The organism is Corynebacterium sputi DSM 45148 (assembly GCF_000427865.1).
GTDB lineage: Bacteria > Actinomycetota > Actinomycetes > Mycobacteriales > Mycobacteriaceae > Corynebacterium > Corynebacterium sputi.
This window is the reverse complement of sequence record NZ_ATYV01000004.1, coordinates 44,231-56,247: the sequence shown is the minus strand read 5'-3', so window position 1 is coordinate 56,247 and position 12,017 is coordinate 44,231. Positions and strand designations below refer to the sequence as shown.

At 59.7% G+C, this 12,017-nt stretch carries 13 protein-coding genes and 1 tRNA gene; 9 read left to right on the top strand and 5 right to left on the bottom strand.

What is annotated here, in order from left to right; all coding sequences use genetic code 11:
* Window positions 1-33 precede the first annotated feature (33 nt).
* From YWU_RS0103270 to YWU_RS14905, 3 genes are all read left to right on the top strand, one after another.
* A tRNA-Ala gene (locus YWU_RS0103270) sits at window positions 34-106 on the top strand.
* Between the two features lie 388 nt (window positions 107-494).
* Window positions 495-1,079, top strand: coding sequence for a dihydrofolate reductase family protein (locus YWU_RS0103265; RefSeq protein ID WP_027019339.1), 585 nt, complete (start codon window positions 495-497; stop codon window positions 1,077-1,079).
* Between the two features lie 306 nt (window positions 1,080-1,385).
* Window positions 1,386-2,030, top strand: a complete 645-nt coding sequence (locus tag YWU_RS14905) for a TetR/AcrR family transcriptional regulator (RefSeq protein WP_051259970.1) — start codon at window positions 1,386-1,388, stop codon at window positions 2,028-2,030.
* A gap of 77 nt (window positions 2,031-2,107) precedes the next feature.
* Here the strand turns inward: YWU_RS14905 and nadE are convergent, their stop codons facing one another.
* A complete protein-coding gene (gene nadE / locus YWU_RS0103255; RefSeq protein WP_027019338.1) occupies window positions 2,108-2,947 on the bottom strand; it encodes an ammonia-dependent NAD(+) synthetase in 840 nt (279 codons plus the stop codon).
* 36 nt (window positions 2,948-2,983) lie between these two features.
* Between nadE and YWU_RS14900 the strand changes: the two genes are divergently transcribed.
* The 6 genes from YWU_RS14900 to nrdF all read left to right on the top strand — a co-directional run bounded on the left by YWU_RS14900 (window position 2,984) and on the right by nrdF (window position 9,328).
* A complete protein-coding gene (locus YWU_RS14900; protein ID WP_276201913.1) occupies window positions 2,984-4,435 on the top strand; it encodes a sugar porter family MFS transporter in 1,452 nt (483 codons plus the stop codon).
* A gap of 142 nt (window positions 4,436-4,577) precedes the next feature.
* Entirely contained in the window at window positions 4,578-4,700 is a 123-nt protein-coding gene (gene ykgO, locus YWU_RS0103245) for a type B 50S ribosomal protein L36 (RefSeq protein ID WP_003852698.1), read from the top strand.
* 441 nt (window positions 4,701-5,141) lie between these two features.
* Entirely contained in the window at window positions 5,142-5,366 is a 225-nt protein-coding gene (nrdH, locus tag YWU_RS0103240) for a glutaredoxin-like protein NrdH (RefSeq protein ID WP_027019337.1), read from the top strand.
* Window positions 5,367-5,466: 100 nt separating this feature from the next.
* On the top strand, window positions 5,467-5,946 hold the full coding sequence (gene nrdI / locus YWU_RS14895) for a class Ib ribonucleoside-diphosphate reductase assembly flavoprotein NrdI (protein WP_051259969.1): 480 nt from the start codon (window positions 5,467-5,469) through the stop codon (window positions 5,944-5,946).
* 162 nt (window positions 5,947-6,108) lie between these two features.
* Entirely contained in the window at window positions 6,109-8,253 is a 2,145-nt protein-coding gene (gene nrdE / locus YWU_RS0103230; RefSeq protein ID WP_051259968.1) for a class 1b ribonucleoside-diphosphate reductase subunit alpha, read from the top strand.
* 61 nt (window positions 8,254-8,314) lie between these two features.
* Window positions 8,315-9,328: a class 1b ribonucleoside-diphosphate reductase subunit beta gene (gene nrdF, locus YWU_RS0103225; protein WP_034646918.1), complete on the top strand. Its 1,014-nt coding sequence runs from the start codon at window positions 8,315-8,317 to the stop codon at window positions 9,326-9,328.
* An 85-nt stretch (window positions 9,329-9,413) separates the two neighbouring features.
* Here nrdF and YWU_RS0103220 read toward each other — a convergent pair whose 3' ends face one another.
* The 4 genes from YWU_RS0103220 to YWU_RS14890 form a co-directional block, all read right to left on the bottom strand.
* Complete coding sequence (locus YWU_RS0103220) at window positions 9,414-10,238, bottom strand: SDR family NAD(P)-dependent oxidoreductase (protein WP_027019334.1); 825 nt, start codon at window positions 10,236-10,238, stop codon at window positions 9,414-9,416.
* Window positions 10,207-11,043: an SDR family NAD(P)-dependent oxidoreductase gene (locus YWU_RS0103215; protein ID WP_051259967.1), complete on the bottom strand. Its 837-nt coding sequence runs from the start codon at window positions 11,041-11,043 to the stop codon at window positions 10,207-10,209. Before YWU_RS0103215 ends, YWU_RS0103220 begins: the two co-directional genes overlap by 32 nt.
* Window positions 11,044-11,121: 78 nt before the next feature.
* Window positions 11,122-11,589, bottom strand: coding sequence for a GNAT family N-acetyltransferase (locus YWU_RS0103210; protein ID WP_027019332.1), 468 nt, complete (start codon window positions 11,587-11,589; stop codon window positions 11,122-11,124).
* Complete coding sequence (locus YWU_RS14890) at window positions 11,586-12,002, bottom strand: MmcQ/YjbR family DNA-binding protein (RefSeq protein ID WP_051259966.1); 417 nt, start codon at window positions 12,000-12,002, stop codon at window positions 11,586-11,588. Before YWU_RS14890 ends, YWU_RS0103210 begins: the two co-directional genes overlap by 4 nt.
* Window positions 12,003-12,017: the final 15 nt, after the last annotated feature.

Below are 12,017 nucleotides of genomic sequence, written 5' to 3'. Positions count from 1 at the left end.
GTGCTGATTAGGTACCTCAATTTCATACCTCACGGGGCTATGGCGCAGCTGGTAGCGCACCACACTGGCAGTGTGGGGGTCACGGGTTCGAATCCCGTTAGCTCCACTTTTGAAGGGGCATCTTCCGATTCGGAGGGTGCCCCTTCTTTCTCGTTTTGACGGGCTTTGTCGGACTTTGTGGGCGTCAAGGCTCTATGTCTGCCCAGATGAACGATGCGGTAACCGTCAGTGGACATCCTTGACGCCACTGCGTGGACATCGTTGGCCTTCTTCTGGGCTCTTACGTTAGGCGAGGAGCTAGCTAGGTTGGGATCCGGACGCTGCAGCCCGTTGGGGCTGCTGGTGGCAGAAGCACATCTACGACAAATTATCTGCGCTCAGCCGGCTCATCGCGACGCAGCGCGTCGAAGCCTGACAGCGCCTCAGGCAGACCGTTCCCTAGGGGGCCGGTGCCTTCCTCATTAGTCTTGGGACTCACACCAGAGGAGGATCACATGGGGAAAGTAGTCATGAATGCGTCCGCGTCAGTGGATGGCTTTATTGCCGATGACAAGGATGATCCCGGGCCATTGTTTGAATGGTTAGTCAGTGGTGATGTGCCCCTGGATGACAGCGGCATTCTCAAAGTGAGTCAGGTGTCCTACGAGCATATCCGGCCGTATTGGGATCAAGTTGGGGTGACGATCGTCGGCCGCCATGTCTTCGACCTCACCGAAGGATGGGGCGGTATCCCGCCAGGCGGTGTGGATCACGTGGTCGTTGTGACGCATCGGCCTGCACCGAACGGTTGGGATTCCGGGGCGCCGTTTCGCTTTGTCGACAATATTGAGGCGGCTATGTCCACAGCCCAAAAGCTTGCAGGTGATCGGATCGTCGAGTTTTCTGCTGGTGATGTCGGTGGTCAGGCATTTGCTGCGGGCCTGATAGATGAGGTGCGAATGGACGTGGCGCCGGTCGTGTTTGGGTCAGGAAAACGTTACTTCGGTTCGGTCGACATGCAGCACCTCTTAGAGAATCCCGACATAGTCATTTCGGGTAATCGAGTGCTTCACCTGAGCTATCTAGTTCGCCGTGAATGAGGACCTGCGCAACAAGCGTCGAGGCAGGTTTGAGCCAGGTGCAGCATGTCTCGAAATCGGTTGGAACGCGTTGCATTCGCCCAATGTCAGTTGGCCGTCTCAAACGTGATCCGGGTGTGCACCGCCCCCGCTGCCAGTGGCCATTGAGGGACTTAATTAGAATTAACGGGGGTATATGGGGTAATGTCGATGGGCTTGCTGTGAATAGTGTTAGAGCTGGTGAAAGTGCAGTGGCATAACCTTTTTCGAGAATGGTGTTACCCAGGCCACTAGAAAATAGGGTCGCGGTCACGCTAGGGTTATCCTGTGACTGACAACATAGATCCCCGACTGACCGCACAAGCGGAGTCAAGCGAGGCTCCCGTTGCGGACGGTTTCGAGTCCGAGGCCGTCGCTTCGCCGTCGTCCGCGACTGGCTCCGAGTCACCTCGCGTGCGCAAGATCCTCGACGAAGCTCGTGCCATGCTGCGTGAGTCTGGCTGGAACGCCGTGTCGATGCGTCGTCTTGCCGCGCGTCTGGGAGTGAAAGCTCCCTCCCTCTACAAGCACATCAGCGGCAAGGACGAACTGTTCCGATTCCTGCTTGATGAGATGCTGACCAGCCTCGCCGATGCGCTCCATGAGGCGTACGCGGCTGAGCCCACTGCCCGTTCCGTCCTGGCTGCGTACCGCGAGTACGCCCTGGCGGATCGCAATGGCTACCGCTTGATCTTCCGCTCGAAGGCCGTCGACATCACGAACCCCGATGAGCTCGATATGCGCATCCGCGAGCCGTTCACGCAGGTGACACACAACCCGGTTGCTGGCCTGGCGATGTGGGCGTTCGCGCATGGTTTGATCAACGCTGAGCTGGTCCAGGACAAGGATGTGGACGTCGACGGTATCTGGGCCGCCGGTGCTGCAGCGTTCCAGGCCGCCGCTGACGCGGAGATCGCCTCAGCCGGCGAATAACGGCTTTCGTCACAGGTCAGTTGTGACAGTTGAGGGTGGACCCGATTGGGTCCACCCTTTTAGTGCTTTAGAACCTCTTATTCACCCGGCTTTTCGTGCCACCACGTCGCCGACGGGCCCGGGGGAGTGGTCCGCTTGTGCCGAGTGATCGTGAAGAGATGCTCAATCCGCTCAGCGTCCTTCGTATCGACGGTCCCACCCTCCAAATAGGTATCGATGGCGGTGTAGGTGACGCCGAGTGCCTCTTCGTCGGGAAGCGCGGGGCGGTCTTCCTCCAGGTCTGCGGTAGGCACCTTCAGCCAGGTCTCCTTGGGCGCGCCGAGATACTCCAGCAAACTCGCACCCTGACGTTTACTCAGGCCCTCCAGGGGCAGCAGATCTGCCGCGCCATCACCGAACTTGGTGTAGAAACCGGTCACCGCTTCAGCCGCATGATCGGTGCCGACAACCAGCCGACCGCGCTCCCCGGCGATCGCGTATTGCGCGATCATCCGCATGCGCGCCTTCACGTTTCCCTTATTGAAATCGCCCAAAGATTGCTTCCCGACGGCTCCTGCCACCGACTCCGACACCGCATCCGTACCGGGCGCGATATCCACCGTCACCAGTTCATCGGCATTGATAAACGTCAGCGCCTTCTGGGCGTCATCCTCATCGGCCTGGATTCGGTAAGGGAGGCGGACGGCGGTGAATGTGGCGTCGTGACCGTCGGAACGCAGCTTTTCTACGGCACGCTGACACAGCGTGCCGGCCAGAGTTGAGTCCTGTCCCCCGGAGATGCCCAGCACAAACCCCTTTGCCCCGGTAGCGCGCAGGTAGTCACAGAGAAACGCGACGCGAGTCTCCACTTCCTGGGCCGGATCAACGGTTGGTTTGACGTTGAGTTCGGTGATGATCTGCTGCTGTAAGGCTGACATGCTGCAATCGTACGGACGACTGGCATGATGTCCACGGTGAGCACATCGCCATCAGAACCGTTTAACGAAGATTTTTCCTCGCACCCAGGCGACGGAAACGCTCCGGAAAAGTCCGGGGCAGGAGCCGCCACGGCGACCGAGTGGTCGAGCCGCAAATTGATATTCGTCGCGGCTGTGGCGGCGCTCGGCGGCTTGTTGTTCGGCTACGACACCGGAGTGATCTCCGGGGCGTTGCTCTTCATTGAGCGCGACTTCCCGATGACCCCGACCCAGCAGGGCACCATCACCGCCATGCTGTTGGTCGGCGCAGCCATCGGCGCCCTTGTTGGCGGCCGAGTTGCCGATGCCATTGGCCGACGCAGCACCATCCGGATGGGAGCCATCGGCTTCATCTTTGGTTCATTCTGGTGCGCCTGGGCGGGCTCCGTGATGTCACTCGGGATGGCTCGGACCGTCCTTGGACTTTGCATTGGTGCCGTCTCGATCGTGGTGCCGATGTACATCTCGGAGATGGCGCCGCCAAGCGTCCGCGGCCGCCTGGTCACGCTGAATTCACTGATGATTGTGGTCGGACAGCTCGTCGCCTTCCTGACCAACTCAGCGTTGGCATCCTCCGGATCCTGGCGGTGGATGCTGGGCCTCGGTGCAGTGCCCGGCATTATCTTGCTGATCGGCCTGATGTTCCTGCCTGACACTCCCGCGTACTTGGCGCGTAGGGGACGCACTGAGGAAGCAATCCGGGTGCTGCGCTCGATGCGCGGACCAAATGCGACGCTTACCGACATCCAAATCGCCGAGGGTTCCTCCAACGCTGAGGTCCGTAGGCAGGAGCGGGAGGCCCTTCAGACCCCGTGGATCCGTCGGGCCGTGATCATCGCGATGGCCATTGGCATTACTCAGCAGATCACCGGCGCCAATGCCATCGTGTATTTCGCGCCGACGATGATGAACCAGGTGGGAATGTCGACGCAGAACTCCGTGTACACCTCGATTCTTATCGGAGTGGTCTCCGTGGTCATGTGTGCGGTGGGAATGTTCATCGTTGACCGGGTCGGCCGGCGCAGGCTCCTTCTGATCGGACTGGCTGGATGTGCCACCTGTCTGTTGATCCTCGCTCCTGTCTATTCACTGGCGGCTGGCTCTTCGACGGCTGCATTGTTTGCCCTGGGCCTCATGGCCCTCTTCATCGCCTTCCAGCAGGCGGCAGTATCCGTGGTGACATGGCTCCTGATTGCAGAGATCATCCCGGCTCAGGTCCGAGGCACCGGCATGGGGCTTGCCGGCCTCGCCCTGTGGACCGCTAACTGGTTTGTTGCCCAGGCGTTTCTTCCGATGGTTGATGTCGTTGGCGGCTCGTGGTCCTTCGTCTTCTTCGCGGTCACCGGAGCGGTCGCGCTGGTGTTCACGCTGCGATTTGTGCCAGAAACTACGGGCCGATCGCTCGCTGAGATCCAGAAACTCATGGAGAAGAAGCGGGTCCAGACATAGGGCTTTTGATCTTCCGAGTGTACTTGCGGTAACATCAGCCCTCGTGCCGTGACGCCTATCGGGAGTCACGCGGGACGGTCGGGCCATATTGTTTGGCGCATCCGCTGTCCACTCTCCGAGCCGAGCAGAAAGGAGCGCCCGAATGAAGGTCCGTAAGTCCCTTCGGTCGCTGAAGAACAAGCCGGGCGCCCAGGTCGTGCGTCGTCGTGGCAAGGTCTACGTGATCAACAAGAAGGATCCGCGTTTCAAGGCTCGTCAGGGCTGATCGTGGAGCTCCCCTAAGAGGGGGCGGAGGCCGCACCACCGGGTGAAAATCCGGGGGTGCGGCCTTTTCTCATTTCACGACTCAAGTCGGTATGTGGGGTGGGTCCGAAGCGTGATGGGCGCTGGGATCTGTTGAGCTAGTTGGCCTTTGGGCTAACGGTGGAAGCGCTCGGGTGTCCGAGTCGACGGGTGATTCCTGAACGGGCTTCCGAGGAATTTCGGGGGAAATTACAAGGATGTCAGCCGGAGGGCTCTGGTGGAGGCGCAACATGTAGTGACAGTGGTGTCGTTTACTTGGCTGTTTGATGGAATCGGCACAACATGTTGTGCCACTAGCCTTTTTCCGTGCCCAAGTGTAGTGTTTCGTCTTGTCGCCAAGGGGTGCGGAAAACTCTTGGTAAAGCCTGGTTCAGGCTGGAAAATCCGTCGAAGGAAGAGCATCATGATCACCGTTTACAGCAAGCCCGCCTGCGTTCAGTGTCGAGCCACCACCCGTGCCCTGGACAAGGCCGGTATCGCTTACGACGTCATCGATATCTCCATGGATGACTCCGCTCGTGACTACGTCATGGCGCTGGGTCACCTCCAGGCCCCGGTCGTCGTCAATGGCGCCGACCACTGGTCCGGATTCCGCCCCGAGCGGATCAAGGGCCTGCAGGCGGCGTAACCGCGCTCATCACCAAGGCGCAGGCCGTGACCCGGGTTCGTTCCGGTCACGGCCTTTCGTGAAGGAACACCCGCGGAACACACGAGGGGAAGGGGAACCCGTGCTCGTTGTTTACTATTCGTCAGCGACGGGGAACACCCGCCGGTTCGTCGAGAAGCTGGGGTTGCCGTCCGCGGCGATTCCCCACCGCAAAGACGCGGAGCCACTGTCGGTCGATGAGCCGTACGTGCTCATCAGCCCGACCTACGGCGGCGGCGTATCCGTGACGGGCGAGAACTCCCGGCCCGTCCCCCTTCCGGTGATCCGATTCCTCAACAACGAGCACAACCGTGGATACATCCGCGGAGTGATCGCAGCTGGAAACACCAACTTCGGTTCGGACTTTGGACTGGCTGGAGACGTGATCTCTGGCAAGTGCAAAGTTCCGTACTTGTACCGCTTCGAACTGATGGGCACTGATTATGACGTGGCCCGAGTCAGGGAGGGGCTGGACGAGTTCGAGCAGAGACTTTCCGAGAACGCGCGAATGTCGGAAGTCGGACTAGTCTCCGGTGGTGCACCGGCGAACGGCTCTGCCTGACCCACACCGGTTCAGGGACACAACATTGTGGCTGTCGTGGCCACGAATCCAACACGACCCACACACAAGGATGACGTGGTGGATGGCGTAAGGTCACCCACCGCATCGACGGCGTGCAGAGCGCCGCAGAATAGGGAGCAGAAGGCTTTGGCTTTGACTGAAATGGGCAGGACCGTCGCGGAACCGATCGGCGACGACCAGTTGGACTACCACGCACTGAACGCACTGCTGAACCTCTATGACGATGAGGGGAAGATCCAGTTCGAGAAGGACCGCCAGGCGGCCCGTCAGTTCTTCCTTCAGCACGTCAACCAGAACACCGTCTTCTTCCACAATCTGCAGGAGAAGCTGGACTATCTGGTCGAGCACAAGTACTACGACGCTGAAGTCCTGGACAAGTACTCCTTCGAGTTCACCAAGTCCCTCTTCAAGCAGGCTTACGCCCACAAGTTCCGCTTCCAGAGCTTCCTGGGTGCGTACAAGTACTACACCTCGTACACGCTCAAGACCTTCGACGGAAAGCGCTACCTGGAGCGCTACGAGGACCGTGTGTGCCTCGTTGCTCTGACGCTTGCCGACGGTGACGAGCAGATCGCCCGTGACCTGGTCGATGAGATCGTCGCAGGCCGCTTCCAGCCGGCCACCCCGACCTTCCTCAACTCCGGCAAGGCCCAGCGCGGCGAGCCGGTGAGCTGCTTCCTACTGCGCATCGAGGACAACATGGAGTCCATCGGCCGCGCCGTGAACTCCTCTCTGCAGCTCTCCAAGCGCGGCGGCGGTGTCGCACTGCTGCTGTCGAACCTGCGTGAGATGGGTGCTCCCATCAAGCACATCGAGAACCAGAGCTCCGGCGTCATCCCCGTGATGAAGCTGCTCGAGGACTCCTTCTCCTACGCCAACCAGCTCGGTGCACGCCAGGGTGCCGGCGCCGTGTACCTGCACGCGCATCACCCGGACATCATGCGCTTCCTAGACACCAAGCGAGAGAACGCGGACGAGAAGATCCGCATCAAGACCCTGTCCCTCGGTGTGGTCATCCCGGACATCACGTTCGAACTGGCCAAGCGCAATGACGACATGTATCTGTTCAGCCCCTACGACGTCGAGCGCGTCTACGGCAAGCCCTTCGCTGACGTGAACATCTCGGACCACTACGAAGACATGGTCGAGGATCCGCGTATCCGCAAGACCAAGATCAACGCCCGTGGCTTCTTCCAGACTCTGGCTGAGATCCAGTTTGAGTCCGGTTACCCGTACATCATGTTCGAAGACACGGTGAACAACGCGAACCCGATCGAGGGACGCATCACCCACTCGAACCTGTGCTCGGAGATTCTGCAGGTCTCTACGGCCTCCACGTATAACGAGGATCTGACTTACAACGAGGTCGGCGAGGATATCTCCTGTAACCTTGGCTCGATGAACATCGCTGCTGCGATGGATTCGCCTAACTTCTCTAAGACGATTGAGGCTGCAATCCGTGGCTTGACCGCTGTGGCAGATCAGACTTCCATCGACTCGGTGCCGTCGATCCGTAAGGGCAATGACAAGTCCCACGCCATCGGCCTGGGCCAGATGAACCTGCACGGCTACCTCGGCCGGGAGCACATCTTCTACGGCTCAGAGGAGGGCGTCGACTTCACGAACATGTATTTCTACGCCGTGCTGTTCGAGGCGCTCAAGGCCTCCAACACCATTGCTCGTGAGCGTGGGGTCACCTTTGGTGGCTTCGAGGACTCCAAGTACGCCTCCGGTGAATTCTTCGACAAGTACACCGACGCCGAGTGGCTCCCGAAGACCGCACGCGTTCGTGAGCTCTTCGAGAACTCCACTGTCCACCTGCCGACGCAGGATGACTGGCGTGAGCTGAAGGCGGCGATTCAGGAGCACGGCCTGTACAACCGGAACCTGCAGGCGGTCCCGCCGACAGGCTCCATCTCGTACATCAACCACTCCACCTCGTCGATCCACCCGATCGCTTCTAAGATCGAGATCCGCAAGGAAGGCAAGATCGGCCGCGTCTACTACCCGGCGCCGCACATGGATAACGACAACCTGGAGTACTTCCAGGATGCGTACGAGATCGGTTACGAGAAGACCATCGATACGTACGCTGCTGCGACCCAGCACATCGACCAGGGCCTGTCGCTGACGCTGTTCTTCAAGGACACCGCTACCACCCGTGACATCAACAAGGCTCAGATCTACGCATGGCGCAAGGGTATTAAGACGATCTACTACATCCGCCTGCGCCAGGTCGCTCTGGAAGGCACCGAAGTCGAAGGTTGCGTCAGCTGCATGCTGTAGCGGGTACGGCCGCAAGGCCTCCCCAGAACCTCCCTCAGCAGAACAGTCAAGGAATGTGAATATGGCACGTACGAACCCCATCAACACCCCGGCGCACCGCATCAGCAACCCGGCGAACAAGAACCGTCCGATCTCCGCGATCGACTGGAACAACATCCCGGATGACAAGGACTCTGAGGTTTGGGACCGCCTCACCGCCAACTTCTGGCTGCCTGAGAAGGTCCCGCTGTCCAACGACATCAAGAGCTGGAACACCCTCACCGAGCTGGAGCAGCGCACGACTATGCGCGTCTTCACCGGTCTGACGATGCTCGACACGATTCAGGGCACCGTCGGCGCCGTCTCGCTGCTGCCGGATTCGCTGACTCCGCACGAGGAGGCGGTGTACACCAACATCGCTTTCATGGAGTCGGTGCACGCCAAGTCCTACTCTTCGATCTTCCAGACGCTGGCCTCCACCCCAGAGATCACCGACGCCTTCCGCTGGTCCGAGGAAAACGAGAACCTGCAGAACAAGGCCTCGATCATCCTTGACTACTACGAGGGCGAAGACCCGCAGAAGAAGAAGGCCGCCTCCGTCATCCTGGAGTCCTTCCTGTTCTACTCCGGCTTCTACCTGCCGATGCACTGGTCCAGCCACGCCAAGCTGACCAACACCGCGGACATCATCCGCCTCATCATTCGCGACGAGGCTGTCCACGGCTACTACATCGGTTACAAGTACCAGCGGAACATGGAGCAGCTGACCTCTGCTGAGCAGGAAGACCTGAAGGATTACACCTTCGACCTCATGCTGGAGCTCTACGACAACGAGAACCAGTACACCGAGGACCTCTACGACGAGCTCGGGTGGACCGAGGACGTCAAGCGTTTCCTGCGCTACAACGCCAACAAGGCCCTGAACAACCTCGGCTACGAAGGTCTGTTCCCGGCTGACGAGACCCGTGTCTCCCCGGCGATCCTCTCGGCACTGTCGCCGAATGCCGATGAGAACCACGACTTCTTCTCCGGCTCCGGCTCGTCTTACGTCATGGGCAAGGCTGAGTCCACCGTCGACGACGACTGGGACTTCTAACCCGGTTGCCTTCACATAGGGCCTTGAATTGCATGTCGTTGCAGTTCAGGGCCCTTCTGTATTGCATGGGGGAGGTCTCAGCGCCTCACCAATCGAGATTGAGCATCTCTGCACTACGACGCCAGTGTTCTTCTACCATCGCCGGATCATATGCCTGCTTATTAGTCCGACCGATCCGCTTCGGCGTCCGGTAATATTCTCCGGAGACCCACGTGGCGCCGGGCGAGCCATCGATGAAATGCCGAAGGCGCTGCCCGCCCTGCTGTGGTGATGTCATGAACCTGTTGAGGGCACCGTGATAGAGGCGCCCAAAGTAACTGTCGGTGTCAGAGGCGAAGTTCGTGGCGACGACCCCCGGATGAAACGCAACCGCTGAGACACCGTGATCGTGGAATCTCTGGTGCAGTCCCTTGGCGAACAGAATGTTCGCCAGTTTCGCGGTGCCATAGGCCGTGTTCGAAGTGAATCCATCACGGCCATCGAAATTGTCCAGCTCAACGTTGCCCATCAATTTCGCCGCGATACTGGCAGTGTTGATGACCGAGGCGTTGCTTGCAATCAATGTGTTCAGCAACTCATGCGTGAGCAGGTACGGCGCAAGATGATTGACCTGGAAGGTCTTTTCGAATCCGTCGCCGGTGATGGTCGGGCCAGAGAAAATTCCGCCGGCGTTGTTCGCCAGTACATCGATTCTGTCTAGATTTTCGTTCAGTTCGGCGCCGAGTCGACGGACCTGGTCGAGTGATGTGAAGTCCGCGAGGTAGTACTCAGCGCCAGTGGCGTCGGCGACTGCCTTTGTCTTCTCCGGAGAGCGTCCTACGAGGACCAAGCGGTCCTCGCAGGTGGCGAGCTGTTTGGCAGCCTCCGCCCCGATCCCGTCACTGGCTCCGGTGATGACGATTATGCGCATGTGGGCTCCTGTCGGTGTCTGCCGTCGATGGTAGGTATTCGGTGGTCAACGTCTCTACCGCGTCCCAGACCTGGCGTTCGCGGATGCGGTCGTACGACTCAGGCGAGGATCGCGCGACTTTGGTGCGGTCGATATAGCCACCGCTTGGTGCATCGATTGCTCCGAGTGCAGCCTCAGCCAGGGATTGACCAGCCTCGCTTAACGACGTTCCCAGCCCCATCCTCGCCACCACCGGCAATACCCGGCGCATGGCGAATCTAGAGAAGACATCGGCGTCGCGCGCTAAATCAGTCCCGGCCACAAACCCTGGATTGTACCCGACCACGGTCCATGTCGACGGCATACGGCGGGCGTCCGGAGTCATATGGTCGCGGAGTCTGCGGATCAGAACGTGATTGGCGAGGACATTAACCGCGATGGTGGATTCGAACCCGTCAATTGTCTTCATCAGGGCAGAGGTGTGCTGAAGTCCGGCATTGCAGACAAGTGTGCCGATTGGCGGTAAACCCTTGGCGCGGATGAGGTCGGCGATGGCATCGGTGGCATCGGCGAGACTCTGCAGCGACGAAAGGTCGGCGTGGACAACTGTCACGGAGCCGCCGGCGATGGACTGTAGTTCGTCGACCAAGTCACTGATGTCGCCGCGAGCCACGAGAATGAGATGGGCTCCCGGTTGAAGTGTCCGCAGGTGCGTGACCGCGATCCGACCGATGCCTCGGCTTGCTCCGGTCATGACAATGGTCTTTTCGGCTGTCGTTGCGGACTCGTGCTGCGGGGATTCCTGCGTACCTTGCTCCTGTTGCATGACCGCGCCGTCTCTGTGTTCACTTATGAAAGGATTATGATCGTAAAGTACGCCTGCGCAGCGACAACCGCAATGGCTCTAGAGCTCCCGCAGGTACATCAGCATCCGGTAGCCCTGCCCAGGCTCGACATTGACGAAGCCGTGGTGTTCGTAGAATCGCCTGGTGTCGGTGTCGATCTCATCCACCCCAATGTGGATTTCTTCTAATCCGAGAGAGCGGATGTAGGAGAGGGAGGCGTCGAGAAGCAATGTCCCGATGCCCTGATCCCGGAGGTGAGGAAGCACGTAGAGCTCTTCCAGCTGCGCGAGCGGGCCATCGAAGTACGGCGTGGGCCGCAGCGTCAGTAGGGCGAAGCAGGTGGCCCGTCCATGCGTGTCCTCGGCAAGAAATGCCACGAGATCAGAGCCGGCCAGAAGCCGCTCGAATCGCTCTGCGAACGAGGCCGCCTGGGGAGTGGACACCTCGAATTCAGTGTTGAAGTCGAAGAGGAGCTGGCCGAGAACGGGCGCGTCGGTAGGCGAGGCCTTTCGCACAGACGTGGTCATGGCTTCTCCTCATTGGAGATGCCGCTAAGTTCTCTCTGTGCGAATGTCGCTGGGTTCACTGGCCAGGCCTTCTTGGGGAGGTTGTTCTCGATAACCAGCAGATAGGAGTCGGTGACGAGGTCCTGCACAAGGCTCTCTTCGATCTGGTCGCCTGGGCGCACAGTGATCCAGTGTTTTTTGTTCATGTGATAGCCAGGCGTGATCTGGGAGTAGGTCGAGCGGAGGCGATGGCAGTCGTCGGGAGTTGCTTTGGGATTCACGATCGGCACGCCCTGCAACTCCGTGTGCACCATGAAGATCTTGTCGCGGACTTTGAATACATCCCAGTCCGGGCCAAACGGATGCTCCACGGTGGTCGCGGGAAATTCCTGTGCGCGCTCAGCTGTGAGTCGTTGAATCGTGTGGCCGTCCATGGGGCCTCCCGGGTC

What these genes read in the sequence shown, in the direction of transcription:
- YWU_RS0103265 (WP_027019339.1), top strand. Translation starts at nt 495, where the DNA reads ATGGGGAAAGTAGTCATGAATGCGTCCGCGTCAGTGGATGGCTTTATT.
- nadE (WP_027019338.1), bottom strand. Translation starts at nt 2,947, where the DNA reads ATGTCAGCCTTACAGCAGCAGATCATCACCGAACTCAACGTCAAACCA.
- ykgO (WP_003852698.1), top strand. Translation starts at nt 4,578, where the DNA reads ATGAAGGTCCGTAAGTCCCTTCGGTCGCTGAAGAACAAGCCGGGCGCC.
- nrdH (WP_027019337.1), top strand. Translation starts at nt 5,142, where the DNA reads ATGATCACCGTTTACAGCAAGCCCGCCTGCGTTCAGTGTCGAGCCACC.
- nrdE (WP_051259968.1), top strand. Translation starts at nt 6,109, where the DNA reads ATGGGCAGGACCGTCGCGGAACCGATCGGCGACGACCAGTTGGACTAC.
- nrdF (WP_034646918.1), top strand. Translation starts at nt 8,315, where the DNA reads ATGGCACGTACGAACCCCATCAACACCCCGGCGCACCGCATCAGCAAC.
- YWU_RS0103220 (WP_027019334.1), bottom strand. Translation starts at nt 10,238, where the DNA reads ATGCGCATAATCGTCATCACCGGAGCCAGTGACGGGATCGGGGCGGAG.
- YWU_RS0103215 (WP_051259967.1), bottom strand. Translation starts at nt 11,043, where the DNA reads ATGCAACAGGAGCAAGGTACGCAGGAATCCCCGCAGCACGAGTCCGCA.
- YWU_RS0103210 (WP_027019332.1), bottom strand. Translation starts at nt 11,589, where the DNA reads ATGACCACGTCTGTGCGAAAGGCCTCGCCTACCGACGCGCCCGTTCTC.
- YWU_RS14890 (WP_051259966.1), bottom strand. Translation starts at nt 12,002, where the DNA reads ATGGACGGCCACACGATTCAACGACTCACAGCTGAGCGCGCACAGGAA.